Annotated in this window: 22 protein-coding genes and 1 pseudogene; 11 read left to right on the top strand and 12 right to left on the bottom strand. The window is 72.6% G+C overall.

Features of this window, described 5'->3' with window-relative positions:
- The first annotated feature begins 28 nt into the window (after positions 1-28).
- Positions 29-874: a spermidine synthase gene (locus ACHFIV_RS19100; RefSeq protein ID WP_398970241.1), complete on the top strand. Its 846-nt coding sequence runs from the start codon at positions 29-31 to the stop codon at positions 872-874.
- Here ACHFIV_RS19100 and ACHFIV_RS19095 read toward each other — a convergent pair.
- Complete coding sequence (locus ACHFIV_RS19095) at positions 836-2,146, bottom strand: MFS transporter (protein WP_398970239.1); 1,311 nt, start codon at positions 2,144-2,146, stop codon at positions 836-838. The two genes, ACHFIV_RS19100 and ACHFIV_RS19095, sit on opposite strands and share 39 nt — an antisense overlap.
- A 67-nt stretch (positions 2,147-2,213) precedes the next feature.
- The gene (locus ACHFIV_RS19090; RefSeq protein WP_398970236.1) at positions 2,214-3,245 is read right to left on the bottom strand and encodes a hypothetical protein; all 1,032 of its coding nucleotides are present in this window, start codon (positions 3,243-3,245) and stop codon (positions 2,214-2,216) included.
- Between the two features lie 109 nt (positions 3,246-3,354).
- Here ACHFIV_RS19090 and ACHFIV_RS19085 point away from each other — a divergent pair, with 109 nt between their 5' ends.
- Both ACHFIV_RS19085 and ACHFIV_RS19080 read left to right on the top strand, forming a co-directional pair.
- Positions 3,355-3,792 carry a DUF4442 domain-containing protein gene (locus tag ACHFIV_RS19085; protein ID WP_398970427.1) on the top strand — a complete coding sequence of 146 codons (438 nt, stop codon included), beginning with the start codon at positions 3,355-3,357 and terminating at the stop codon, positions 3,790-3,792.
- Positions 3,793-3,922: 130 nt separating this feature from the next.
- The gene (locus ACHFIV_RS19080) at positions 3,923-4,582 is read left to right on the top strand and encodes a DedA family protein (protein ID WP_398970234.1); all 660 of its coding nucleotides are present in this window, start codon (positions 3,923-3,925) and stop codon (positions 4,580-4,582) included.
- Between the two features lie 64 nt (positions 4,583-4,646).
- On the opposite strand, the gene ACHFIV_RS19075 is transcribed toward ACHFIV_RS19080, so the two are convergent.
- Entirely contained in the window at positions 4,647-5,180 is a 534-nt protein-coding gene (locus ACHFIV_RS19075; RefSeq protein ID WP_398970231.1) for a gamma carbonic anhydrase family protein, read from the bottom strand.
- A gap of 149 nt (positions 5,181-5,329) precedes the next feature.
- Between ACHFIV_RS19075 and ACHFIV_RS19070 the strand changes: the two genes are divergently transcribed.
- Positions 5,330-6,082: an acyltransferase gene (locus ACHFIV_RS19070; RefSeq protein ID WP_398970228.1), complete on the top strand. Its 753-nt coding sequence runs from the start codon at positions 5,330-5,332 to the stop codon at positions 6,080-6,082.
- A 146-nt stretch (positions 6,083-6,228) separates the two neighbouring features.
- On the opposite strand, the gene ACHFIV_RS19065 is transcribed toward ACHFIV_RS19070, so the two are convergent.
- Positions 6,229-7,101: an EamA family transporter gene (locus ACHFIV_RS19065; RefSeq protein ID WP_398970226.1), complete on the bottom strand. Its 873-nt coding sequence runs from the start codon at positions 7,099-7,101 to the stop codon at positions 6,229-6,231.
- A 94-nt stretch (positions 7,102-7,195) separates the two neighbouring features.
- Between ACHFIV_RS19065 and ACHFIV_RS19060 the strand changes: the two genes are divergently transcribed.
- A complete protein-coding gene (locus ACHFIV_RS19060) occupies positions 7,196-7,780 on the top strand; it encodes a helix-turn-helix domain-containing protein (RefSeq protein ID WP_398970223.1) in 585 nt (194 codons plus the stop codon).
- A 29-nt stretch (positions 7,781-7,809) separates the two neighbouring features.
- Complete coding sequence (locus ACHFIV_RS19055) at positions 7,810-8,364, top strand: YbaK/EbsC family protein (protein ID WP_398970424.1); 555 nt, start codon at positions 7,810-7,812, stop codon at positions 8,362-8,364.
- A gap of 29 nt (positions 8,365-8,393) precedes the next feature.
- Here ACHFIV_RS19055 and ACHFIV_RS19050 read toward each other — a convergent pair whose 3' ends face one another.
- Positions 8,394-9,203: an aminoglycoside N(3)-acetyltransferase gene (locus ACHFIV_RS19050; RefSeq protein ID WP_398970219.1), complete on the bottom strand. Its 810-nt coding sequence runs from the start codon at positions 9,201-9,203 to the stop codon at positions 8,394-8,396.
- 124 nt (positions 9,204-9,327) lie between these two features.
- On the bottom strand, positions 9,328-9,744 hold the full coding sequence (locus ACHFIV_RS19045) for a CoA-binding protein (RefSeq protein WP_398970216.1): 417 nt from the start codon (positions 9,742-9,744) through the stop codon (positions 9,328-9,330).
- 83 nt (positions 9,745-9,827) lie between these two features.
- Between ACHFIV_RS19045 and ACHFIV_RS19040 the strand changes: the two genes are divergently transcribed.
- The 3 genes from ACHFIV_RS19040 (at position 9,828) to ACHFIV_RS19030 (ending at position 14,810) form a co-directional block, all read left to right on the top strand.
- On the top strand, positions 9,828-10,454 hold the full coding sequence (locus ACHFIV_RS19040) for a YigZ family protein (protein WP_398970214.1): 627 nt from the start codon (positions 9,828-9,830) through the stop codon (positions 10,452-10,454).
- A gap of 142 nt (positions 10,455-10,596) precedes the next feature.
- Complete coding sequence (locus ACHFIV_RS19035) at positions 10,597-11,763, top strand: exonuclease SbcCD subunit D (protein WP_398970211.1); 1,167 nt, start codon at positions 10,597-10,599, stop codon at positions 11,761-11,763.
- Positions 11,760-14,810 carry an AAA family ATPase gene (locus ACHFIV_RS19030; protein WP_398970209.1) on the top strand — a complete coding sequence of 1,017 codons (3,051 nt, stop codon included), beginning with the start codon at positions 11,760-11,762 and terminating at the stop codon, positions 14,808-14,810. The genes ACHFIV_RS19035 and ACHFIV_RS19030 overlap by 4 nt, the downstream gene beginning before the upstream one ends.
- On the opposite strand, the gene ACHFIV_RS19025 is transcribed toward ACHFIV_RS19030, so the two are convergent.
- Positions 14,800-15,246 carry an Lrp/AsnC family transcriptional regulator gene (locus tag ACHFIV_RS19025; RefSeq protein ID WP_398970207.1) on the bottom strand — a complete coding sequence of 149 codons (447 nt, stop codon included), beginning with the start codon at positions 15,244-15,246 and terminating at the stop codon, positions 14,800-14,802. The two genes, ACHFIV_RS19030 and ACHFIV_RS19025, sit on opposite strands and share 11 nt — an antisense overlap.
- 93 nt (positions 15,247-15,339) lie before the next feature.
- Here ACHFIV_RS19025 and ACHFIV_RS19020 point away from each other — a divergent pair, with 93 nt between their 5' ends.
- Complete coding sequence (locus tag ACHFIV_RS19020; protein ID WP_398970205.1) at positions 15,340-15,825, top strand: rhodanese-like domain-containing protein; 486 nt, start codon at positions 15,340-15,342, stop codon at positions 15,823-15,825.
- Positions 15,826-15,933: 108 nt separating this feature from the next.
- Here the strand turns inward: ACHFIV_RS19020 and ACHFIV_RS19015 are convergent, their stop codons facing one another.
- The 3 genes from ACHFIV_RS19015 to ACHFIV_RS19005 form a co-directional block, all read right to left on the bottom strand.
- Complete coding sequence (locus ACHFIV_RS19015; RefSeq protein WP_398970203.1) at positions 15,934-16,803, bottom strand: ATP-grasp domain-containing protein; 870 nt, start codon at positions 16,801-16,803, stop codon at positions 15,934-15,936.
- A gap of 81 nt (positions 16,804-16,884) precedes the next feature.
- Complete coding sequence (locus ACHFIV_RS19010; protein ID WP_398970201.1) at positions 16,885-18,570, bottom strand: DUF885 domain-containing protein; 1,686 nt, start codon at positions 18,568-18,570, stop codon at positions 16,885-16,887.
- A 69-nt stretch (positions 18,571-18,639) separates the two neighbouring features.
- On the bottom strand, positions 18,640-19,167 hold the full coding sequence (locus tag ACHFIV_RS19005) for an Lrp/AsnC family transcriptional regulator (protein WP_398970198.1): 528 nt from the start codon (positions 19,165-19,167) through the stop codon (positions 18,640-18,642).
- A 59-nt stretch (positions 19,168-19,226) separates the two neighbouring features.
- Between ACHFIV_RS19005 and ACHFIV_RS19000 the strand changes: the two genes are divergently transcribed.
- Positions 19,227-20,513: a trans-sulfuration enzyme family protein gene (locus ACHFIV_RS19000; RefSeq protein WP_398970196.1), complete on the top strand. Its 1,287-nt coding sequence runs from the start codon at positions 19,227-19,229 to the stop codon at positions 20,511-20,513.
- Here ACHFIV_RS19000 and ACHFIV_RS18995 read toward each other — a convergent pair.
- Together ACHFIV_RS18995 and ACHFIV_RS18990 are read right to left on the bottom strand one after the other, a co-directional pair.
- Positions 20,461-21,819, bottom strand: a pseudogene (locus ACHFIV_RS18995) (GNAT family N-acetyltransferase); the annotation flags it as partial. The gene ACHFIV_RS19000 and the pseudogene ACHFIV_RS18995 sit on opposite strands and share 53 nt — an antisense overlap.
- 293 nt (positions 21,820-22,112) lie before the next feature.
- A complete protein-coding gene (locus ACHFIV_RS18990) occupies positions 22,113-23,693 on the bottom strand; it encodes an alkaline phosphatase D family protein (protein WP_398970194.1) in 1,581 nt (526 codons plus the stop codon).
- Between the last annotated feature and the right edge of the window lie 119 nt (positions 23,694-23,812).

Raw genomic sequence — 23,812 nt, 5'->3', positions numbered from 1 at the left:
GGGGCCGGGCGCCCGTCACAATGGTGGGGTGAACGAGCCGATACCCGTCATCCGCGACACCGACTGCGGCACCGCCAGGCTGCTGCCCGACGTCGACCGGCACCGGGCCTGGCTGCTCACGGTCGACGGCGCCCCGCAGTCGTACGTCGATCTCGACGATCCGGGGCACCTGGAGTTCGAGTACGTACGACGCCTCGGCCACGTCGTGGATCTTGCCGGCGCCCCGGGGGCCCCGCTGGCCACGGTGCATCTCGGAGGCGGCGCCCTCACGCTGCCCCGCTACGTGGCGGCGACCCGTCCCGGCTCGCGACAGGACGTCGCCGAGGCGGACCGAGGGCTCGTCGGGCTGGTCGGGGAGCATCTGCCCCTGCCCGGGGAAGCCGGTATCACCGTGCATGCCACCGACGCCCGGCTCTGGCTCGAACAGGCACCGGGCGACACCGCCGATCTGCTGATCGCCGACGTCTTCGGCGGTACCCGGGTGCCGGCGCACCTCACCTCCGTCGAGTACGCGCGGGCCGCCGGACGGGTGCTGCGGACGGACGGCGTCTACGCGGCCAATCTCGCCGACGGCGCGCCCTTCACCTTCCTGCGCTCGCAACTGGCCAACTTCGCCGAGTTCTTCGACGAGCTCGCCCTCATCGCCGAACCGGCCGTGCTGCGTGGCAGGCGCTTCGGCAACGCCGTGCTGCTCGCCTCCCGCGTCCCGCTCGACGTCCAGCCGCTCACCCGGCTGTGCGCCGCCGACGCGTTCCCCGCACGGGTCGTGCACGGAGCGGCGCTCACCCGGCTCATCGGTGACGCGAGGCCCGTGCGGGACAGCGAGGCCGTGGCCTCACCCAAGCCCCCCGAGGGAGCCTTCAGCGTCGGCTGACTCCCTGGACCGCTCCGGCACGCTGATCTTCCTCACCGAACCGCGGCGGGTCAGATTCCGTACGTCCGGGACGAACAGCACTCCCGCCGTGACCACCACGATGAGGGCGGCGCAGCCCCACAGGGCCTCGCTGCGCCCGACGAGCGTCTCCACGGGGCCGGCCGCCGCCGTGGCCAACGGCACCATCGCGACCGAGCCGAACCAGTCGTAGGCGGCGACCCGGGACAGCTTCTCCTCCGGGATCTCCTGGTGGAGGGCCGTCATCCAGGAGACCCCGAACACCTCGATGGCGACCCCCGTCACGAACATCACCAGACACAGACCGGCCACCGGCAGAGGGATCGCGAGCGCTGCCGACGGCAGCGCCAGCGGGAACACGCAGAGCGTGCCCGCGAGCAGCAGCCGCCGGGGCTTCCACCGCATCATCAGCAGCGCTCCGCCCAGGGTGCCGACCCCGAACGCCGCGAGAGCGAATCCCCAGGGGCGGGCGCCACCCAGCTCGTCCCGCGCCACCAGCGGTCCGTAGACCGCCTCGGCGGCACCCACGACCGCGACGACCACGGAGAACTGCAGCACCACGGCCCACAGCCACGGACGTCCGGCGACCTCCTGCCAGCCCTCCCGGAGATCGGAGAGCAGCCCGGCGCCCGGTGCGCGCGCGGGGATGTGGCTCACGTTCAGGAAGGCCCGGAGCCCGCCGGCCACGGCGAACGCCGCGGCGTCGACCGCCAGCACCCAGCCCGGGTCCATGGCCGCGATCATGGCACCGCCGAGTGCCGCACCGCCGATGGCGGCGCCGTGCATGGACATCCGGAAGAAGGCGAAGGCCCGGGCCGCCTGTTCAGCACTCACGCTGGACAGCAGCATGCCCTCGGCGGCCGGGCCGAAGAAGGCCTGCCCCGTACCGCAGAGTGCCGTCAGCAGCATCATGTGCCACAGCTCGGCGTCGCCGGCCAGGACCAGCCAGGCGAACACCGCCTGCGAGACGCAGTTGAGCGCGTTCGCGGCCACCATCACCCGGTGACGTGGCAGCCGGTCCGCGACCGCGCCGCCGATCAGCAGGAAGAGCACCAGTGGCGCCGTCCGCGCGGCGGCGACCAGACCGACGTCGCCGCCGTCGCCGCCCGACTCCAGGACGGCGAACGCCGCCGCGATCAGCGCGCCGTTGGTGCCCAGGCTCGTGATGATCGCGGCGGCGGTCAGCAGACCGAAGTTCCGTCCGGCCGGTGCGGGGCGGAGGACCGGAGAGGGGGAGGAAGCGGCGGAAGTCACCAAGGGACTATCCCCGGCCGTGGCCCTTCCCGCCAAATGGAGGGCCCCGGCCGTGTGCGCCGAAGGCTCAGGAGGCCGTCTCCGCGCCGCCGGCCAGGCGCACCGTGCTGAGGATCTTCTGGATGGTGGCGTCCGGGAGCTCGTCGTCGACGCCGGCGTTGGCGTAGAGGATCCAGGACGAGTACTCGCCCTTGGCGTTCTTGAAGGTGAACGCGATCGACTTGCCGTCGGTGTCGCACTTGTTCTTGTTGGCCAGACCGGTGGCGGTGGCCGTGACGACGCTGCCGGTGAGGCCCGACTTGGTCGTGTACGGCTTGGCCTTGGCGATCTTGACCTTGTTCTTCGGGTCCTCCTGCGCGTAGGCGGCCCAGACCCAGTTGGCGGCCTCGTTCGTGGCCGCCTCATCCGTGTTCTTGGCGCCCTGGCCACCCTTGGTGCCGACACCGGCGAGGCTGGTGTCCTCCTTGGTGCCGTCCTTGTCCGTGTCGTCGACGCACCACTTGCTCTTGTAGTGCGCCGGCGCCGAGAAGCCGACCGCCGGCGGGCCCGTCGGGTTCTTCACGTCCTCGAACCCGGAGATCACGCCGGTGGCCGCGACCTCCCAGTCGCCCGGCACGTCGAACTGGGTGCCCCACTTCGGATTGGTCACCACCTTCCAGCCCGGGATCGTGGGCGCGGCGTCCTCACCGCCCCGCGGGTTGGCCGCAGGAGAGGATGCCGCCTCGGACGCCTTGGCGGACGGTGACGAGGAGGCCTTGTCGCCTGCCACGTCCGAGCCCTTGTCGTCGTCCTTGTTCATGACGACGACGCCGGTGACCACCGCCGCGATGACGACCGCGGTGGCCGCGAGGACGGCGACGATCGTCGTCTTCCTCCTGTCGTCCGGCTGGGGTCCGCCCGGTACGGCGTACTGCGGCACCGTGGGCTGCTGGTACGGGTTGGGCTGCGGGTACCCGGGCTGCTGCCCCGGCTGGCCCTGCTGCTGATATCCCGGCTGCTGATAGGGATTCGGCTGTTGGTACCCCGGCTGCTGGTACGGGTTCTGGTTCTGGTCCTGCGGGTTCTGCTCGCCCCCGGGCGGCTGCTGTCCTGGCCACATGGCCAGTAACCATAGAGGGGTGGGGGGTCCTCTGCCACGGGCGCCCCTGTGAGGGGATGGTCAAAGAGTGCTACTCGCTAGTAACATCACGGCCATGAGCACTGAAGAGATGACAGTCGGCGACATCCTGTCCGCGAGCGTCCCGATGGTCCGGACCCTCGGGATCGAGTACCTGGAGACGACTGCGGACCGTGCCGTGCTCTCGCTCCCCGACCGGGCGGACTATCACAACCACCTCGGCGGTCCCCATGCCGGAGCGATGTTCACACTCGCGGAGTCCGCGAGCGGCGCGATCGTCGTCGCCGCGTTCGGCGACCAGATGGCGCGGGCCGTGCCGCTGCCCGTCACCACGGAGATGGCCTTCAAGAAGGTGGCGATGGGCGCGCTGACGGCGACCGCGGTCCTGGGCCGCCCCGCGGCCGAGGTCGTCGCCGAGCTGGACGAGGGGAAGCGTCCGGAGTTCCCTGTGTCCGTCGAGATCCGGCGCGCCGACGGTGCGGTCACCAGTGAGATGAGCGTGGTCTGGACACTGCGTCCGAACCGCTGACAGCTGCCCCGCACCGTCCGCCCCGGCCCCGGGGGCCGCGGCGGACGTCCCGGCTGTCCGGCCCGGTAGGCTGCCCGCCGTGCGCCACCTGTGGTGCACGGCCGCAGATCTCTTACGGGAAGGACCCGCGTTGCACGTCCAGGAGTGGCTCGAGACCGTCCCGGCGGTCAGCATTTACCTCCTGGTGGGGGTCGTCATCGGACTCGAGAGTCTGGGCATTCCGCTGCCGGGCGAGATCATCCTCGTGAGTTCGGCGCTCCTCGCCTCCCAGCACGGCGACATCGACCCCGTGGTGCTCGGTGCCTGCGCGTCGGCCGGAGCGATCATCGGTGACTCGATCGGCTACGCCATCGGCCGCAGGGGAGGGCGCCCGCTGCTCGCCTGGTGCGGCGGGAAGTTCCCCAAGCACTTCGGGGAACCACAGATCGCCATGGCGGAGCGGTCGTTCGAGAAGTGGGGCGTGTGGGCGGTCTTCTTCGGCCGCTTCGTCGCGCTCCTGCGCATCTTCGCCGGACCGCTGGCCGGCGTCCTGCGCATGCCGTACTGGAAGTTCCTGATCGCCAACGTGCTCGGCGGCATCGTCTGGGCCGGTGGCACGACCGCCGTCGTCTACTCGGTGGGGGTCGTCGCCGAGGCGTGGCTCAAGCGCTTCTCGTGGCTGGGGCTGCTCGCGGCCGTGCTGATCGGTGTGGTCTCGATGCTGGTGCTGAAGAACCGCGCCAAGAAGGCCGCCGAGCAGGCCGACAGCACTGTGGCGGCCGAGCGGGACGCGGTGCCCGCCACCGACTGATCCGACGCGGGCCCGAGGACTGCCTGGCGGGTGCGCCCGGCGGGCCCGGTCCTCGGGTGAGCCGTCAGCCCTTCCGGTGCGCCTCGCGGTGGGCCTTCGCCAGTTCCACGTAGCCGGCAGCGTTGAAGGCGATGCCCTCGCGCTCCTCGGCGGTCAGCTCGCGCTTGACCTTGGCCGGTACGCCGGCGACGAGGGACCCCGGCGGAACCCGCATCCCCTGCGGCACGAGCGCCTGCGCCGCGACCAGTGAACCCGCTCCGATGTGTGCCCCGTTGAGCACGGTTGCGCCCATGCCCACCAGGACGTCGTCCTCGATGACGCAGCCGTGCAGTACGGCGTTGTGGCCGACCGAGACCCTGGCGCCCACCGTCAACGGGAAGCCGGGGTCGGTGTGCACGCTGCAGTTGTCCTGGATGTTGCTGTCGGTCCCGAGGGAGATGGGGCCGCCGTCGCCGCGCAGCACGGCGTGGTACCAGACGCTGGAACCCGCGGCCATCGACACCTCGCCGACGACGACCGAGGTCGGTGCGAGGAAGGCGTCCGGGTCGATGTCCGGCTCCTTGCCGCCGATACCGGTGACCAACGCCTGCTCTGCCATCGACTGCTCCTCCGGTCGGTGTGGTGCGCGCTCGGCGCCCTTCGCTCGCCACGAACCGTAGTGGAAGGCCCCGGTGACCTGGGCAGGTGGGGTGAACATCACAGTCGGCCGCGCGGATCCGCTCCCGCCGGGCCGACTACCGTGAGCGGGTGCCGAAGAACCGGAAGTTGTTCTCCTCCCTGGCCCTCCGGCGGCGTGCCGTCGCCTCGGGCGCCGTTCACCGCGCCTGGGCCTGGGTGCAGGAGACCGGAGCGGTCACCGCCCAGCACCCCGGGCGGCTCCGGTTCGGCCGTATCGGGGCGGGGACCCGGCTGGCCTTCCCGCAGGGCACGGTCTTCGGCGAGGCGTGGATCGAGCTGGGTGACCACTGCATCATCGGCGAACAGGTGACGCTCACGGCCGGCCTGATGCCCGGTCTGGATCTCGGATCGGACACGGTCCTCACCCTGGGCGACGGAGTGGTGCTGGGGCGGGGCAGCCATGTCATCGCCGACACCACGGTGTCGATCGGCTCGGACACGTACTGCGGGCCGTACGTGTACATCACCTCCACCAACCACAGCTACGACGATCCGCACGAGCCGGTCGGCAGGCAGTGGCCGCGCATGGAGCCGGTCGTGATCGGGCCCGGGTGCTGGATCGGCACCGGAGCGGTGATCCTCCCGGGGGCCAGGCTCGGCCGCAACGTGGTCGTCGCGGCGGGGGCCGTCGTACGGGGAGAGGTTCCGGACCGCGCGGTCGTGGCGGGGGCGCCGGCCCGGGTGGTGCGCAGCTGGGATCCGGAGGCGGGCTGGCAGCCGCCCCTGCGCACCCCCGCACCGGTGCCGATCCCCGAAGGAGTCACGCCCGAGCAGTTGGCCGCCGTGGCGCTGCTGCTGGAAGAGCCGTCCGGCGGGGCCTGACCTCCCGGGCCTCGCGGGGTGGGCAGCGGCTGTGAAACGGGCCGGGGCCGTGCGTGGGGGAGGGGCGTCCCGCGCGGGGACAGCGAGACGGTCCGTGGGTCCGGGCTCCTGCCCGTGCAGAGGGCGCCCGGTCCGTGCGTTCCCCTTCAGCCGGTCGCCAGCAGCAGCGTGCCGAGCAGCGCCAGGCCCGCGCCCGCGGCCTGGACCCCGCGCATCCGCTCACCCAGCACGCCCCGCGCCGCCAGCGCCGTCACCACCGGGTACAGAGACGCCAGGACGGCGGCCACGGTGACCGGACCGTGCTGGGCGGCGAGGGCGTACGTGCCGTTGGCCGCGACATCGGCGAGCCCGACGAAGGCCAGGGCGGGCAGGGCGGCCCGTACGGCGCCGGCCCCGCCCTCCTCCGGTGCCGGGAGTGCGCGGCCGCCGCGGCGTACGGAGACGTACAGGGCCGTCCCGCCGACCGCGATGTTGGTGATCCGCTGGACGAACAGGGCGAGGAAGAGGCCGGTCACGGTCGTGGAGGCCTCCGCGATCAGAGCCATGACCGCTCCGAAGCCGAAGGCGGCCAGCAGCGTCAGTATGACCGCCTGCCGCTGCACCGGCGCTCCGCGCAGCTGTGGTCCCCCGGCCAGGACGACACCCGCGACGGCGACCAGTACCCCGGCGGACTGCAGCAGTCCGGGCCGCTCGCCCACGAGCAGGCCCACTCCCACCGGGACCGCCACTCCGAGGGATCCGAGCGGGGAGATCACGCCCATCGGTCCCAGTGCCAGAGCCTTGTAGAAGCTCAGCATGGCGACCGGCCCGACCGCCCCGGCCGCGACCGCGAACCACAGGCGGCTCCCGGCCTCGCTCCAGCCGCCGGTGGCGACCACCACGATCCCGAGGACCGCAGCGGCGATGCACTGCGACACGACCACCACGGTGAGCGCCGGGACGCGCCGGGTCAGCAGGCCTCCGCCGAAGTCGGCCAGCCCCCAGAGCAGGCTGGTGGCCAGGGCGAACAGTGCTGTCATCGTGACGCCTCGCAGTACAGTGCGGTGATCGGGTGGGTGCACCACACCGTAGTGCAGTATTTTCGACCCTGTCATTCAAAATATTGGACGGAACGTGTCTGACCTCGATCAGCTCACCCAGTCGCTCGCACGCAACCTCAAGCGATGGCGAGGCGAGCGCGGATTCACCCTGGACGCTCTCGCGGCGCGAGCCGGTGTCAGCCGCGGCATGATCATCCAGATCGAGCAGGCTCGGACGAACCCCAGCGTCGGCACGACCGTGAAGCTCGCCGACGCGCTGGGGGTCAGCATCACCACGCTGCTCGACTACGAGCAGGGATCCCAGGTGCGACTGGTCCCCGAGAGCCAGGCGGTGCGTATGTGGTCCACGGAGGCGGGCAGTTCGACGACACTGCTGGTGGGTACGGAAGCCAGGGGCCCGCTCGAACTCTGGTCCTGGCACCTGATGCCCGGCGACAGCAGCGCCTCCGACCCGCACCCCGAGGGAACGGTGGAGCTCCTCCACGTCACAGCGGGTGAACTGACCCTGATCGTCGACGGCGCGGTCCACATGGTGCCCGCCGGTACCTCCGCCACCTTCGAGGCCCACGTTCCGCACACCTACCGCAACGACGGCTCCGGGCCCGCCGATCTGACCATGGCGGTATCGATCCCGCCGGTCCGCCGGGAGGGCAAATGAGCAGCGCGGGTGACGGCGGCGTGAGCGGGATGCGCGCACCCCTGGGTACCTTCAGCGACGTCTTTCCCGCCGCTGACCGGCTGGACCTGCTCCCCCCGCCCGTCGCGGACACGGTGAGGGCCGGCTGGGGAGGCGTCCCGGCCGAGTCGGTCGTCCACGTCGACACCGATCCGGAGATCGCCGACACGGCTGTCTTCGTCGAGCACTACGGCCCCGAACTGCTCGACACCTCGGCCAACTGCGTGGTGGTGGCCGGGAAGCGGGGCGGCGACTCCACCCTCGCGGCATGCGTGGTGCTGTCGCGCACCCGCGTCGACGTGAACGGGGCGGTGCGCAAGCACCTCGGCACGCGGAAGGCCTCCTTCGCCCCGAGGGACGTGGCGGTCGGCGAGAGCGGTATGGAGTACGGCGGAATCACCCCCATCGGTCTCCCGGCGGCATGGCCCCTCCTGATCGACCCCGCTGTGGCGCGGCTGGAGTGGGTCCTGATCGGCAGCGGCCGTCGGCGCGGCAAGCTGATCGTCCCCGGCAAGGCGCTGGCGGCACTGCCCGGAGCGGTCGTGCTGGACGGCCTCGGGATCTGAGGAGCGGTGGCCGGAGCGCCGCCGCTTCGTCAACGCCCCCCGGGGCGACGGGCGTCGAGCCAGCCCGTGGCGAAGTCCACGGCCGCGCGCAGGGAGAGCAGGTGACTGCGCGCCGTCCCCACCCGGCCGGTGCTGACCGCGTCGGACCGCGCGCGGACGAAGTCCGACCCGAGGGCGGCGAAGTCGCTGTCGTCCAGCGCGACGTCCTCGTACTCCCACCAGCATCGTCCGCCGTCCGACAGCACCACACAGCGGTAGCGCCGGCGGGGCGGGGCGGAGCGGCGGTACTCCGCGAGGTGGAAGGCGGAGCAGCGGTCGAAGCCCGTACCCAGCAGCAGGACCTGTGCATCGGCCTCGTACAGCCGGGCCAGGGGGGATTCCTCGCCGAGGTGGCAGTCCCGGCGATGGCCGGAGAGCAGCGCTGCCGCTGCCGGGCCGAGCGCGGCGAACGAGGTCTGCGGGTGGGTGCTGCGCAGTGCCCCCGGGGTCAGCCGCACCGTCTCGGCGAGCGCGCCCATGCCGGGCGCGGGAGAAGTCGCCGGATCGAACGGCGGCATGGAGGCGCGCACCCTGGCGCGTGCCTCGTCGCTCAGCCCGCGCACCCGGTCCAGGTACGACCGTGAGGTGTCGGAGTTCTCCGGAGTGAAGGCCGGGACGGCCAGCGTCCCCTCCGGGCCCAGGACCCGGCGCAGTGCGTCCACCGTGCCCCCCGCGTTCCCGCCCACGGAACGCATCGAGGCGTGCACCAGCAGGACTCCGCCCGGCCGCACGCCGAGCCGGGACAGCTGCGTGGTGACGCGTTCACCGCGGAGGAGCAGATGCTGTGTCACACGACACATTCTCCCCCGGGCGGGCCCTCCGGGGACACCACGCCTGCCGGGCGCCGGCCACACACCTGCCGGGCACGAGTCCGGATCACCGCGCGGTGACTGTCACGGGCCGGCCGCGGCCGGCGGGCGCGGCTCAGCGGCGAGCGTCCAGGCGGGGTATCTCGATCGCCGGGCAGCGGTCCATCACCATGGCGAGGCCTGCCCCGCGCGTGCGCTCGTACGCCGCCTCGTCGATCACGCCGAGCTGGAACCAGACCGCCTTGGCACCGACCGCCACCGCCTCGTCGGCGACACCGCCCGCCAGGTCGCTGTTGACGAACACGTCCACCACGTCGACGGGGAAGGGTATGTCCGCCAGCGAGGCGAATCCCTGTTCGCCGTGGACGGGCTCCGCCTTGGGGTGGACGGGCACCACCCTCTTGCCGAAGCGCCTGAGCACCTCCGCCACCCCGTAGGCCGCGCGGGAGCGGTTGCCGGACAGGCCGACCACCGCCCAGGTGTCACCCGTGTCCTTGAGGATCCTTCGCACCGTCTCATCGTCTGCGTACATGCCCGGACAACGGACGGTCACGCGGGACCATTCCCGCACGGGAGGGTGAAAGTGCCGGGCGTACCGGCGCATAGGGTGGACCGATGCAGGAGCAGTACCGGACAGTCGCCCGCGCGGGCGTGCACGAGACCGAGGTCAGCCGATCGCGTTTCCTCTGTGCCCTCGCCCCCGCCGCCACCGAGCAGGAGGCGCAGGAGTTCGTCGCGCGCGTCCGCAGGGAGCACCCCACCGCCAACCACAACTGCTTCGCCTACGTCATCGGGGCCGACGCGTCCGTGCAGAAGGCCGGTGACGACGGGGAACCGGGCGGGACGGCGGGCGTCCCCATGCTGCAGATGCTCATGCGCCGGGACGTGCGGTACGCCGTCGCCGTCGTCACCCGTTACTTCGGCGGGGTCAAGCTCGGCGCGGGAGGCCTGATCCGTGCGTACGGAGGAGCGGTCGGTGAGGCGCTCGACGCGCTGGGGACGATCACCCGCCGCCGGTTCCGCCTCGCCACCGTCACCGTGGACCACCAGCGGGCGGGAAGGCTGGAGAACGACCTGCGGGCCACCGGCCTGGCCGTCCACGAGGTCACGTACGCGGAGGCGGTGACCATCGCCGTCGGGCTGCCGGACGCCGACGTCGACGGCTTCAGGGCCTGGCTGGCCGACGCCACGGCAGGTTCCGCGACGCTCGAACTGGGTGGCGAGGCGTACGGGGAGGCCTGAGCCGGATGAGGGTTCCGGGACCGCGTGGCGCTAGCGTGGCCAGGCCTGCCGCGGAGATCCCCGGCAGGCGGGGTGCCGGAGAGGGTCCGGTGCCGGGGACGAGGAAGTGGAACATGCGGGTCGAAGCCGTCGGAGTGATGTCGTGAGGATCCTGCACACCTCGGACTGGCACCTGGGGCGGTCGTTCCACCGCGTCTCCATGCTGGACGCCCAGGCCGCCTATCTCGATCACCTCGTGGGGACGGTGCGGGAACACTCGGTGGACGTGGTCGTCGTGGCGGGAGACGTCTACGACCGGGCCGTGCCACCCCTGTCGGCCGTCCAGCTCTTCGACGACGCGCTGCACCGGCTCGCCGCCGCCGGAGTGCCGGCCGTCATGATCTCCGGGAACCACGACTCCGCCCGCAGGCTCGGTGTCGGTGCCGGGCTGATCGCACGGGCAGGGATCCATCTGCGCACCGATCCCGCCGCGTGCTCCACACCGGTCGTCCTGCGCGACGCGCAGGGCGACGTCGCGTTCTACGGGCTGCCGTACCTGGAACCGGCCCTCGTCAAGGACAGCCTGGGCGCGTCGAAGGCGGGCCACGAAGCCGTACTCACGGCGGCCATGGACCGGGTGCGGGCCGATCTCGCCTCCCGGGCGGACGGTACCCGGTCCGTGGTGCTCGCCCATGCCTTCGTGGCGGGCGGGGAACCCAGCGACAGCGAACGCGACATCACGGTCGGCGGTGTCGCGGCTGTTCCCGCCGGAGTCTTCGACGGCGTCGACTACGTGGCACTGGGACACCTGCACGGGTGCCAGACGGTCACGGAACGCGTGCGCTACTCGGGGTCGCCGCTCGCCTACTCCTTCTCCGAGCACGCGCACCGCAAGACGATGTGGCTGATCGACCTGGGCGCGGGTGGAGATCTCGTCGCCGAACGTGTCGACTGCCCTCAGCCGCGCCCGCTGGCACGACTCCGCGGCTCCCTCGGCACCCTCCTCGAAGACCCGTCCCTCGAACGGCACCGGGAATCCTGGGTCGAGGCCACACTCACCGATCCGGCGCGGCCGGAGGAGCCGATGGCACGCCTGACCGAGCGCTTCCCCCACACTCTCAGCCTGGTGTTCGACCCCGAGCGGGCCCCCGAGGACCCGCTCGCGTCGTACGCCCAGCGGCTGAAGGGGCGTGACGACCAGCAGGTGGCGGAGGACTTCGTGGCCCACGTACGCGGCGGGAGCGGACCCACCGCGCAGGAACGGACGGTACTGCGCGCCGCCTTCGACGACGTACGGGTCGGCGACGCGGTCGACGAGGTGTCCCGTTGAGACTGCACAAGCTCACCCTGACGGCCTTCGGTCCCTTCGGCGCCACCCAGGAGGTCGACTTCGACGCCTTGTCGTCAGCCGGGATCTTCCTGCTGCACGGACCGACCGGAGCGGGCAAGACCTCGGTGCTCGACGCGGTCTGCTACGGCCTCTACGGGGCGGTGCCGGGCGCACGGCAGAGCCCCGGCACCTCGCTGCGCAGTGACCACGCGTCGGCGGACGTGCCGACCGAGGTGTGCCTGGAGCTGACCGTCGGGGGACGCCGCCTGGAAGTCACCAGGCGCCCCGCCCAGCCCCGGCCCAAGAAGAGGGGCGGCGGCTTCACGACCGAGAAGGCCCAGAGCTGGCTGCGCGAGTACGACCCCGAGCACGGCTGGAAGGCTCTCAGCCGCTCGCATCAGGAGATCGGCGAGGAGATCGGCGGGCTCATCGGGATGAGCCGCGACCAGTTCTGTCAGGTGGTGCTGCTGCCGCAGGGCGATTTCGCGCGGTTCCTGCGCGCCGACGCGGAGGCACGCGGCAAGCTGCTCGGCCGGCTCTTCGACACCCGCCGTTTCGCGGCCGTCGAGGAGCGCCTGGCCGAACTGCGCCGTGCCGCCGAAGCCCGGGTCAGAGCGGGGGACGAGCAAATCCTCGCGCTGGCCCACCGCGTCACGCAGGCGGCCGGGCCCGTCGTCGAGGAGGCGCCGTCGCCCCGGGAGCGGCCCGGTGAGCCAGGCCTCGCGGAGGAGGTCCTGGAGTGGGCCGCGGTCATGCGCTGCGGCGCCCGGGAACGCCTCGACATCGCCCGCCGCGCCCTGGCCTCGGCCGAAGGCCGCAACGCCGAGGCACGCGACGCACTGGAGGCCGCACGCGAACGCGCCCGGCTCCAGCAGCGGTACGCGGAGACCCGGCGCCGTGCCGCGGGGCTGGAGGAGCGGCGCGCGGAACGCGACCGCTGCCACGAACAACTGGTGCGCGCGCGTAAGGCGGACCTGGTGGCCCCCGCGCTCGGTCTGCGTGAGGAGGCCGAGCGGGCCCACCGCGCGGCCGTCGGGGCACGCGAACGGACCCGCGCCGCGCTGCCGCCGGAGCTGGCCGGAGCGGGCCTCGACGAACTGGCCGCCAGGGAACGCGGAACCCGGGCGGAGCTGGGCGCACTGGACGCCGCCCGCCGCGCCGAACGGCGAAGCCGGGAGATCGAGACGGAACGGGCCGGCCTGGAAAGGCAGTCACGCTCCGACGACGAACTGATCCAGGAGGCGGCGCAATGGCTGGCCGGCTGGGACGCCACCCGCCAAGCCCTCGGGAAACGCGTCGAGACGGCCCAGGAGGCCGCGGCCCTCGCGGAACAGCTGGCCGGCCGGCTCGACCCGGCGCGCAGGAGGCTGAAGGCGGCACGCCGGCGTGACGCCCTCGGCGAGCAGGAGGAGGAGGCGGCGGCAGCCCTGACCCGGGCCCGTGAGTACGCGGCGGACGCGCACGAGAGGTGGCTGGCGCTGCGGGAGCAGCGGCTGCGCGGCATCGCGGCGGAACTGGCCGGTCAGCTCGTCGACGGCGTGGCCTGTACGGTGTGCGGCTCGGCCGAGCACCCGGAGCCGGCCCGCGAGGAGGCCGGCCATGTGGACCGGGCCACCGAGGAGGCGGCGCTCGCCGCCCACCAGCGGGCCGACCGGGAGAGGGCGCGGGCGGAGGGCGAGCTGGCGGTCCTGCGCGAACGCCTCGCGGCGGCGCGGGCCGAGGCGGCGGGCCCGGAAACCGGAACCGGCACCGCCGGAGCACCGGACCCGGTGCCTTCGTCCGTGGCCGCGCTGCAGGGTGTCGTCGACCGTCTGGCCCGGGAACACGCGGACGCGCACCGTCTGGCCGCGGGAGCGCACGCGGCCAGGGAAGCCCTCGCCGCCGCCGAGCGTGAGCACCTGGGACGGCTCGACGACCGTCAGCAGGCGGAGCGGCGTGCGGCTGCCCGCACCTCGCAGAGGGAAGCGCTCGACCGTGAGCAGGCAGCGCTGGAGTCCGAGCTGGTGAAGGCCCGGGGGGCCTGCGCGTCCGTCGCCGAGCACGCCGGGCTGCTGGAGCGCCGGGCCGGCCTGCTGGCCGAGGCCGCCGAAGCGCTCCGCGCCGAGCAGGGCGCCGCCGAACGGCTCAAGGAGGCCGACGGCAGGGTTGCCGACGCCGCCTACCGGGCCGGTTTCGACACTCCGCAGGCCGCCGCAGCGAAGCTCCTCGACGACCTCGCGCAGCGGGAACTGCAGCACCGGATCGACGCCTGGCAGACGGAGGCCGCCACCGTGGCCGACCGGCTTGCCGAGGAGGACGCGCGGGAGGCCGCCGGCCATCCGCCCGCCGCGCCGGACGCGGCGCAGGCGGCGTACGAGCTGTCCGCGAAGACGCTGCGCGAGCGTGCCGCCGCGCACGCCGCCGCGCAGGAGCGCAGTGCGGAGCTCGGCCGTCTCTCCCGCCTCGCCGAGGACGCGGTGCGCGCCCTGGGGCCGATGCGCCGGGAGTACGAGAGGGTGGCCCGTCTCGCGGGGCTGGCCGCGGGCACCTCCGCGGACAACGAGCGCAAGATGCGGCTCGAGGCGTACGTGCTGGCCGCCCGTCTCGAACAGGTGGCCGCCGCGGCGACGGCCCGTCTCCAGCGCATGTCCTCGGGCCGCTACACGCTGGTGCACTCCGACGAACGCAGCGGGGGCCGTCGTGCGGGGCTCGGCCTGCACGTCGTCGACTCCTGGACGGGCCGGCAACGCGATACGGCCACCCTGTCCGGAGGGGAGACGTTCTTCGCCTCACTCGCCCTGGCTCTCGGCCTCGCGGACGTGGTGACGGACGAGGCGGGCGGCGTACGTCTGGACACGCTCTTCATCGACGAGGGCTTCGGCAGCCTGGACGACCAGACGCTGGACGAGGTGCTCGACGTGCTGGACTCCCTGCGTGAACGCGACCGCAGCGTCGGCATCGTCAGCCACGTGGCCGACCTGCGCCGTCGCATCCCCGCCCAGCTGGAGGTGGTGAAGGAACGGCACGGATCGGCGGTGGTCCACCGGGCCGGCACGCTCAGCGGCTGATCGCCCTGCGGGGGAGCGGCGAGGAGTACACGACGCTGGTGGTCACGGAGCCCAGGGTGCCGATCCTGCCCGTGACCTCCTCCAGATGACGCATCGACCGGGCGGTCACCTTCAGCACGAAGCAGTCGTCCCCGGTCACGTGGTGGGCCTCCACGATCTCGGGGGTGCTGTCCGTCAGGTCGTGGAAGGGCTTGTAGTTGCCGTTCGGATAGCGCAGCCGCACCAGGGCGAGGATCGGGAGGCCCAGCCGTTCCGGGTCGACCACCGCGGCGTAGCCGCTGATCACCCCCGTCTCCTCGAGACGGCGTACCCGCTCCGTGACGGCGCTCGGGGACATCGCCACGGCGCGGGCCAGCTCGGCGAACGTCACGCGTCCGTCGCGCTGCAGGACGTCGAGGATGCGCCAGTCCGTGGCGTCCGGGGAATACTCGGTCATGGCCACAGCCAACAGGGCAATCCCCTGCCGATCAAGCGATGTGCCGTGGATCACCGCTTCCGACGGTGGGAGGGCAGCCGTAGATTTCTGACCATGACCTCACACACCATCCCCGTCGGCAACAACGTCCTCCGGGTGCCGCCCGCCTCCCCGGCGGCAGCCGCCGCCTACTTCGGCGCGTCGCTCGCCCACCACACGGACGTGTCCGACGTGGCCGCCGCCCTGCAGGCGGACGGCGACCCCGGGTTCGTCGTACTGGACTCCCGGTCCACCGCTTCCTGGGACCAGGGGCACGTCCCCGGCGCGGTGCACCTGCCGACCGCCCTCATCCCGGAGCAGGCCCCCGGACTCCTCGACCCGGCCGTTCCCGTGGTCACGTACTGCTGGGGACCGGGCTGCGACGGCGGGGCCAGGGCCGCTCTGGCGCTCGCCGAACTCGGCTACCAGGTCAAGGAGATGCTCGGCGGATTCGAGTACTGGGTGCGCGAGGGATTCACCTTCGAGACCTGGGAGGGGCCCCGGCGGCGCACCGCCGATCCTCTCACCGCGCCGGCGGACGCCGACGACTGCGGCTGCTGAACCGGCCCACGTCCTGCGGACCGCCCCGCCGCGGGCCGGGCCCGGCGGCCGTGCGCAGGGGGACGCGCACCCGGCAGGCCCGGCGCCGATGCGCATGGGGCGGGGCGGTCACGGCCGCAGCAGCGCGCCGAACAGGTTTCCGCCGTCGTCGCCGGAGGGCAGTCCGCTGACCTGGCCGTCGCCGACCTCCACGACCCGCCACACCCCGTCCTCCCGCAGCGCCATGTCGGTGGTCACCCATCGGCAGCCGAGCGCGCGCACGGCCTCACCGACGGCGTCGAGGCCGGGATCCGGCAGCGAGCCGGGCGTGTCCGGATGGGCCGTCACCCGCACGGCCTCACCGTCCACCCACCACACCCGCGCCTCCCCGCCCGGCACGAAGGGCTCGTACGCGCGCAGCACCACGCCCCCGGCCAGGAAGTCCGCCTGCAGTCCGAGGAACCGGCCGACGACCGCGGCGAGCCGGTCCGTGTCCCCCAGTTCCGGCACGAAGCACGCCTCGTGCCATTCGTGCTTCCGCGACTTCACGTAGTCCTTGACGATTCCGGGGCCGGAGCCGAGAGCCCCGGCGAGGACCGCCCAGGTGGCGGGAGGCGGCGGGGGATCTTCCGGGGAGAGGGCGTGCCAGACGCTGGGCGGGGTGAGCCCGTCGAACGTCCCGTACCAGCCGGGCAGTTCGTGGGCCGTGCGGTACGCGGACGCGTCGGTGAGCAGGGAGCAGCCGCGGGCGACGAGGGCGCGTTCGAGCTCCGTGTAGCGGTCGGACGGCATCATCCAGCCCCGGTACCAGTACGGCCCCGAGTCCCGCCGCACCCGGCCCACGGCGCTCTCCGCGTCCCCGGCGAGCAGCGCGTCGTGATCGACCAGGGCGCCCGGCGCACCGGTGCGCCGGGCCGCGGCCGCCTCCTGGGCGAACTGGGGATCGGGGAGCCGCGGACGCAGCGGGTCGCTGCAGAACAGGAAGCCGGGCGTGGTCATGGGGGCATCGGCCTTCGAACCGTCGTAGGGGAGCGGGCCGGGGCCCGGAGGTGGCGTACCGGGCCCCGACACCGCCGGCGATCAGAGTTTGGACAGCTCGTCCACCAGGTCGTCCAGGCCGAGTGAGCCCTGCGACAGGGCCGCCATGTGCCAGGCCTTGAGGTCGAACGCGTCGCCGTGTGCCTTCCGGGCGTTCTCCCGGCCCAGCAGCCACGCGCGCTCGCCCAGCTTGTAGCCGATGGCCTGTCCCGGCATCGACAGGTAGCGGGTCAGCTCGCTCTCGACGAAGTCGGCGGGCCGGCCGCTGTGGCTGCCGAAGAACTCCTCGGCCAGAGCGGGCGTCCACCGCTCACCGGGACGGAACGGTGAGTCCGCCGGGATCTCCAGCTCCAGGTGCATACCGATGTCGACGATCACCCGGCACGCACGCATCATCTGCGCGTCCAGATAGCCGAGACGGCGCTCCGCGTCGGGCAGGAACCCCAGTTCGTCCATGAGACGCTCGGCGTACAGCGCCCAGCCCTCCGCGTTGGCGCTGACCTGGCCGACCGACGCCTGGTAACGCGACAGGCTGTCGGCGACGTGCGTCCACTGAGCGATCTGCAGGTGGTGGCCCGGCACGCCCTCGTGGTACCAGGTGGACACCAGGTCGTAGACGGGGAAGCGGGTCTCGCCCATGGTGGGGAGCCAGGTGCGGCCGGGACGCGAGAAGTCCTCCGACGGTCCGGTGTAGTACGGAGCGGCGGCGCCCCCCGGGGGAGCGATCCGCGACTCCACCTTCCGCACACGCTCGGCCAGTTCGAAGTGGGTGCCGTCGAGTGCCTCGATGGCCTCGTCCATCAGGCTCTGCAGCCAGACCCTGACCTCGTCCACGCCTTCGATGTGCTTGCCGTGGACGTCGAGGTGGGCGAGCGCCTCCCACGGACCGGCACCCGGAAGGATCTTCTCCGCCTCTGCCTTCATCTCGCCCAGCAGGCGGTGGTATTCGGACCAGCCGTACGCGTACGCCTCGTCCAGATCCAGGTCCGTGCCGTTGACCTGGCGGGCCCAGCGGGCGTAGCGCTCGCGACCGACGGTGTCGGGAGCTCCCTCGACCGCGGGGGCGTACACCTCCCTCATCCAGTCGCGCAGCGCGACCAGGGCCCCGGCGGCCTGCCCGGCGGCGGCGTCCAGCTCCGCGCGCAGTGATCCGGGCCCCCCGGCCACGAACTCCTGGAAGAACCCGGGCCCGTCCTCGCCCGCCCAGGCCCCCAGCTGACCGATGAACGTCGCGGTCGGCCGCGGGCCGCCGTACAGCTTGCGCTCCAGACCGAGGGCGAGCGAGGCGCGGTATCCCTCCAGAGCGTCCGGTACCGCCCGCAAGCGGTCCACGACCGCGGCCCAGTCCTCGTCCGTCGCCGTCGGCGTCGCCGAGAACACGTCGCGGAGGCTGTGCGCCGGGGAATGGATGTTGGAGACGGCCCGGAGCCCCTCCTCCGCCTCGTGGACCGCGAGTTCGGCCGTCAGGCGTTCCCTCAACAGCCGGGCGCAACGCCTCTCCTCATCGGACTCCGCACCCGGCACCCGCTCCGCGGCGTCGAGTCGCACCAGCGTGCTGCGCATGAGTCCGGCCATGGCCTCCTGGCCGGCGGGCGAGAAATCGGGCAGCCGGCGGGAGCTTTCCGCGACACCGAGATAGGTACCGGTGATCGGGTCGAGTTCGATGTACGCGTCGACGTAGGCGTCGGCGACCTGGCGCGGCAGTGCGCTGCTCGATGTGTCTGACATACGGACATCCTCGTACGCCGAGGGCCTCCCCGTCACGGGGGAACCGGACTTCGGCCGGGAGAAGATCCGCTACGACGGGGAGGAACCGGGACGCGCCTCCGGAGCGCCCGCGGTCCGCGTGGCCGACGCGGGCGGCATCAGCGGGCCGCACTCCCACTGCTGGAAGATCAGCCGGGTCTCCACCCGCGCCACCTCGCGGCGCGAGGTGAACTCGTCCAGCACGAGGCGCTGCAGGTCCGTCGGGTCGGCGACCGCCACGTGCACGAGGTAGTCGTCGGGGCCGGTGAGGTGGAAGAACGCCCGGGACTCCGGCAGCGCTCTGATCCGTTCGACGAACGGGCCGATGAGCTCCCTGCGATGCGGGCGGACCTGGACCAGCAGCAGTGCCTCCAGGCCGCGGCCGAGCCGTGCCGGGTCGAGCCGCAGCCGGTGCCCGAGGATCACTCCGGACCGGCGCAGCCGTGCCACGCGGTCCAGGCACGTGGACGGGGCCACGCCGACCTCGGTGGCGAGCTCGCGGTACGTCGTCCGCGCATCGTTCTGCAGGAGACGCAGAATGTGCAGATCGACCGGATCCAGATCGACGGAATCAGACATCTGGCGAACGTAACACGGAGCAGAGGCACCTTTGGCCGGTCGCTGTTCAGGCTGGTGACATGGACACCGAAGCCTCCTCGCTGACACCCCAGCCATCCTTCCGGTCCAGGGCGCTCGCCACCGAAGCCGTGCACGCCGGACGCGACGACCTCGCCTCCCTCGGTCTGCACGCCGCGCCGATCGACCTGTCCACCACCTACCCCTCGTACGACTCCAGGGCCGAGGCCGAGCGCATCGACGCCTTCGCCACCACCGGAGCCAGGCCTGACGGACCGCCCGTGTACGCGCGGCTGGACAACCCGACGAACGCCCGCTTCGAGACGGCGCTGGCCCGGCTGGAAGGCGCCGGCAGCGCGGTCGCGTTCGCCAGCGGGATGGCGGCGCTCACCGCGGTCCTGCTCGCCCGTGCGAGCCTGGGGCTGCGCCACGTGGTCGCGGTGCGTCCGCTGTACGGCTGCAGTGACCACCTCCTCGGCACCGGACTGCTGGGCACGGAGGTCACCTGGACGGATTCGGCGGGCATAGCCGAGGCGATCCGCCCGGACACCGGCCTGGTGATGGTGGAGACGCCCGCCAACCCGACGCTGGCCGAGATCGACATCCGGGCCGTGGCGCACTCGTGCGGCTCCGTGCCGCTCCTCGTGGACAACACCTTCGCCACGCCCGTGCTGCAGCGGCCCCTCGAACTGGGGGCCCGGATCGTGCTGCACAGCGCCACCAAGTACCTGGGCGGCCACGGCGACGTGATGGGCGGCGTCGTCGCCTGCGACGAGGAGTTCGCCGCGACCCTGCGGCAGGTGCGGTTCGCCACCGGCGGTGTACTGCATCCGATGGCCGGCTATCTGCTGCTGCGCGGGCTGTCCACCCTGCCGGTACGGGTCCGGGCCGCTTCGGCCTCAGCGGCGGAGCTGGCACGCAGGCTGTCGGCCGACCCCCGGGTGGCCCGGGTGCACTACCCGGAGGTGGGCGGTGCGATGGTGTCCTTCGAGGTGTTCGGTGACCCCCACCGCATCATCGCGGGAGTCCGGCTGATCACACCGGCGGTGAGCCTCGGCAGCGTGGACACACTCATCCAGCATCCGGCCTCCATCAGCCACCGCATCGTGGACGAAGGAGACCGGAGGGCCGCGGGAGTCAGTGACCGTCTGCTGCGCATGTCGGTCGGTCTGGAGGACGTCGAGGACCTCTGGGCGGACCTGTGTCAGGCGCTCAGTGACGGAGGTGCTGTTCCGCCTGCCCGCTCCGGGGAAGCGGCCGGGACGTCGACGGCCCTGCCTGCCGGGTCCCCGGTCCCGGCGCCGGCCGCTCGGGCCGCTGGTCGCGAACCGCGGCCAGCCGCGCGGTGATCACCAGGGTGCCTTCCTCGATCTGGTAGTCGAGGGGCAGCGAGAGCGCCCGCATGGCGGCCACCATGCCCGTGTTGCGGGCCTGCGTCACCGCGTAGACGCTTTCGCAGCCCGCCTCAACGGCCAGAGCCACCAGCCGCCCGAGGAGTTCGGAACCGATGCCGCGGCGCTGCCAGTCGTCCTCGACGAGGAGGGCCACTTCGGTCTCGTCCCCGTCCCAGAGCAGATGGCCGAGGGCGACCAGCCGGCCGGAGGCGGTCTGCACGGCGAGCGTGCGGCCGAAGCGCGGGCTCAGCAGGTGGTCCAGGTAGCGGTCGGCGTCACGGACCGGGCCGTGGTAGCGCAGGCAGAGCGTGTCGTCGGAGCAGCGTCCGTGCATGGCGAGGGCCGCGTCCAGGTCGGCGCGGTCCGCCCGGCGCACGGTGATCTCGTTGCCCTCGGGCAGGGTGAGGACGTCCTCGCTGCGCGGTACACGCGGGCCGAGCCGTGCGTCGAGCTCGACCAGGGCCCGGGCACGGGCGAACTCGGTCGGGGTGAAAGGGAGATAGGGGCGCTCGACGGTGATGACGCCGCCCGAGGGGTCGCGCAGCCGCATCACGGTGCCCTCCAGGACGCCTTCCACCGGTGCGCTCTCACCGGTGGGGCGCCCGCTGACCGACAGTGCGGGCAGCGAGTGGATGGTGCACCGGCCCAGGAGCTGGCGCAGAGCCAGCGGCAGCTCGGCAGCGTCCAGCGCCGTGCGGGTGGCGAGGCCGAGAACCCGGGTAGGTGTGTCCACCAGGTCGTGCGCGTCCGCGCGCTCGATCCAGGTGGAGGATCCTCCGGCGGCCGAGATCTCCCGGGTGAGCTGCTGGGCCGACAGCGTCGCCGGCGCGCGCAGCAGGAACTCGTCGACGGTGCCCTCGGCCAGCGGGTGGGTCTGCAGGGTCAGGATGTCGACGCGGTGCCGGGCCAGGGCGATGCAGAGGGCGGCCAGGGTTCCGGGGGCGTCCCGCACGGTCGTACGCATCCGCCAGAGCACCGTTTCGGCACTCTCTTCGGCACCGGGGGAGGGAAGCTCCGGACCGGCGCCGGTATCGGAGTCCGGGGGCGGTGCGTGGCTGTGACGCCGCGCCCACCAGGTGTGGAACGCCGCCGTGGCGATCAGTGCCACGGCCGAGGCGATGAGCAGGAAGGGGCCGTCGGGCTGGTGCCCGATCAGGTTGGCGATCGCATCGGCCACGGCGACCGCCGTGAAGAGCGCGGCCAGTTCGATCAGGTCCCGCCGCCAGTGGTGGGGGCGGCGGGCACTCTTCGCGGATGTCACATCAGTCATGCCTTCACTGTGACGGAACGGTGTTGCCTGATCGCGAACGCATTGTGACTGATGGGTTACGTGTGGATCTGGTCGTCTTCAGCACCTTTCACGCCCTCACAGAGCCCGGGCTGCCCTCGTGGACCCCGGCGCGGGCCCGGCGCCCGGGTGGCGTGTCCTGACGGGACCCGGCCGGGCACGGCACTTCGGGGCGCCCCGGCCGCGCGGTGGCCGTGAGCCGGGACCGCGGCCACAGGCCGGCGGAACCGCACGGCGGCCGACGGCCAGCACGCGGCCCCTCACCGTCACTGACCGGTGCGCCCCGGCTGCAGGACCTTGCTGAACAGGACGGTGCCGCCCTGCGCCCGGAGCCGCACGGTCATTTCCCCGCTGCCGCCGTCGATGTCGACCTCTCCGAAGAACTGCGGCGACTCCATGGGGGACACGTTCGCCCGGTCCGGTGCCCGCACGAAGACCCGCTCCGGTCCGAACGTCCCGTCCAGCGCGTTCGCGGGGAATCCCCCCGCGGCCAGCGGACCGGAGACGAACTCCCAGAACGGCGCGAAGTCCTTGAAGGCGGCGCGCTCGGGAAGGTAGTGCTGAGCCGAGGTGTAGTGCACATCGGCCGTCAGCCAGACGGTGCCGGTGACGCGCCGGTGTTTGATGTGACGCAGCAGGTCCGCGATCTGCAGCTCCCGCCCCAGCGGCGCACCCGGGTCACCCTGCGCGATCGCCTCGAAGTCCGTGGCACCGTCCGGGACCACCAGCCCCAGTGGCATGTCGGCGGCGATCACCTTCCACAGCGCCCGTGACTGCGACAGCTCGCGCTTGAGCCAGCGCAACTGCTCCGCGCCCAGGATGCCCGTGGTGTCGTCGGGCTGCCGGCCGGGGGAGTTGGCGTTGCGGAAGGACCTCATGTCCAGCACGAACACGTCGAGCAGGGGCCCGTGCCGCACGACGCGGTGCATCCGCCCCTCGGCCGGCGATCCCTGGAGCCTGGACGCGGGGAAGTACTCGCGGAACGCTCGCATCGAGCGCGCCGCGAGCAGATCCACGTTCTTCTCGGTGTAGCGGACGTCGTCGAGGATCTGCCCCGGGTACCAGTTGTTGCGCACCTCGTGGTCGTCCCACTGGATGACGGACGGCACCTGGGCGTTGAACGCCCGCAGATTGTCGTCGAGCAGGTTGTAGCGGAAGTTGCCGCGGTACTCGTCCAGGGTCTCGGCGACCTTCGACTTCTCCGGGGTCGTGATGTTGCGCCAGGTCCGTCCGTCGGGCAGCGTCACGCTCGGTTCGAGCACCCCGTCCGCGTAGATGTTGTCGCCGCTGCACAGGAAGAAGTCCGGGTCCAGACGGCGCATCTCGTCGTACACCCGGTAGCCGCCGATGTCGGGGTTGATTCCCCAGCCCTGCCCCGCGATGTCGCCGGACCAGAGGAACCGAACCCCGTCGCGGCGGCGAGCCGGAGCCGTGCGGAAGGTTCCGTACACCGGCCTGCCGGTGCGGCGGGGGTCGTGCGGGTCCTCGAGCGTGACGCGGTAGTGCACCTGTTCGCCGGCAGGCAGACCGTGGAGCGGGGTCGTACCGGTGAAGTCCGTACGGGCGCCGATCAGCGGACCGTGCCATGTGCGGGCACGGCGGAAGGAACCGGTCGCGGAAGTCTCCACCACCATCCGGGCCGGCCGGTCCGAACGTACCCACACCAGGGCGGACGACGCCGTGACGTCACCGACCTGGACGCCCCACGACGCACTCGGCCTGCCCGACAGCGCCAACGCGGGTGCGGCGGTGACCGTTGCGGGCACGGTGAGCGCGGCCGAGGCCATCAGCGAGCCGCGCAGCACGGAGCGGCGGCCCGGGACCGGGACGAGGGGACGGTTCGACATCGGTGCGCCTCCAGGGGCGGGCGGGGCTGCCGGAACAGCGCGGACGTACACGCTGGTTGCAGACCCATGCCTAGTCCCCGGCGGAGGCGGGCACGCCGCCCGCAGATGAACAACGGGTC

It is taken from the genome of Streptomyces sp. ALB3 (assembly GCF_044385685.1).
Lineage (GTDB): Bacteria > Actinomycetota > Actinomycetes > Streptomycetales > Streptomycetaceae > Streptomyces.
This window is presented reverse-complemented; position numbering and strand designations above follow the sequence as displayed.

Coding starts and splice junctions, on each gene's coding strand:
- ACHFIV_RS19090 (WP_398970236.1), bottom strand. CDS start 3,245: ATGTGGCCAGGACAGCAGCCGCCCGGGGGCGAGCAGAACCCGCAGGAC.
- ACHFIV_RS19085 (WP_398970427.1), top strand. CDS start 3,355: ATGACAGTCGGCGACATCCTGTCCGCGAGCGTCCCGATGGTCCGGACC.
- ACHFIV_RS19075 (WP_398970231.1), bottom strand. CDS start 5,180: ATGGCAGAGCAGGCGTTGGTCACCGGTATCGGCGGCAAGGAGCCGGAC.
- ACHFIV_RS19065 (WP_398970226.1), bottom strand. CDS start 7,101: ATGACAGCACTGTTCGCCCTGGCCACCAGCCTGCTCTGGGGGCTGGCC.
- ACHFIV_RS19055 (WP_398970424.1), top strand. CDS start 7,810: ATGCGCGCACCCCTGGGTACCTTCAGCGACGTCTTTCCCGCCGCTGAC.
- ACHFIV_RS19050 (WP_398970219.1), bottom strand. CDS start 9,203: ATGTGTCGTGTGACACAGCATCTGCTCCTCCGCGGTGAACGCGTCACC.
- ACHFIV_RS19045 (WP_398970216.1), bottom strand. CDS start 9,744: ATGTACGCAGACGATGAGACGGTGCGAAGGATCCTCAAGGACACGGGT.
- ACHFIV_RS19040 (WP_398970214.1), top strand. CDS start 9,828: ATGCAGGAGCAGTACCGGACAGTCGCCCGCGCGGGCGTGCACGAGACC.
- ACHFIV_RS19025 (WP_398970207.1), bottom strand. CDS start 15,246: ATGACCGAGTATTCCCCGGACGCCACGGACTGGCGCATCCTCGACGTC.
- ACHFIV_RS19020 (WP_398970205.1), top strand. CDS start 15,340: ATGACCTCACACACCATCCCCGTCGGCAACAACGTCCTCCGGGTGCCG.
- ACHFIV_RS19015 (WP_398970203.1), bottom strand. CDS start 16,803: ATGACCACGCCCGGCTTCCTGTTCTGCAGCGACCCGCTGCGTCCGCGG.
- ACHFIV_RS19010 (WP_398970201.1), bottom strand. CDS start 18,570: ATGTCAGACACATCGAGCAGCGCACTGCCGCGCCAGGTCGCCGACGCC.
- ACHFIV_RS19005 (WP_398970198.1), bottom strand. CDS start 19,167: ATGTCTGATTCCGTCGATCTGGATCCGGTCGATCTGCACATTCTGCGT.
- ACHFIV_RS19000 (WP_398970196.1), top strand. CDS start 19,227: ATGGACACCGAAGCCTCCTCGCTGACACCCCAGCCATCCTTCCGGTCC.
- ACHFIV_RS18990 (WP_398970194.1), bottom strand. CDS start 23,693: ATGTCGAACCGTCCCCTCGTCCCGGTCCCGGGCCGCCGCTCCGTGCTG.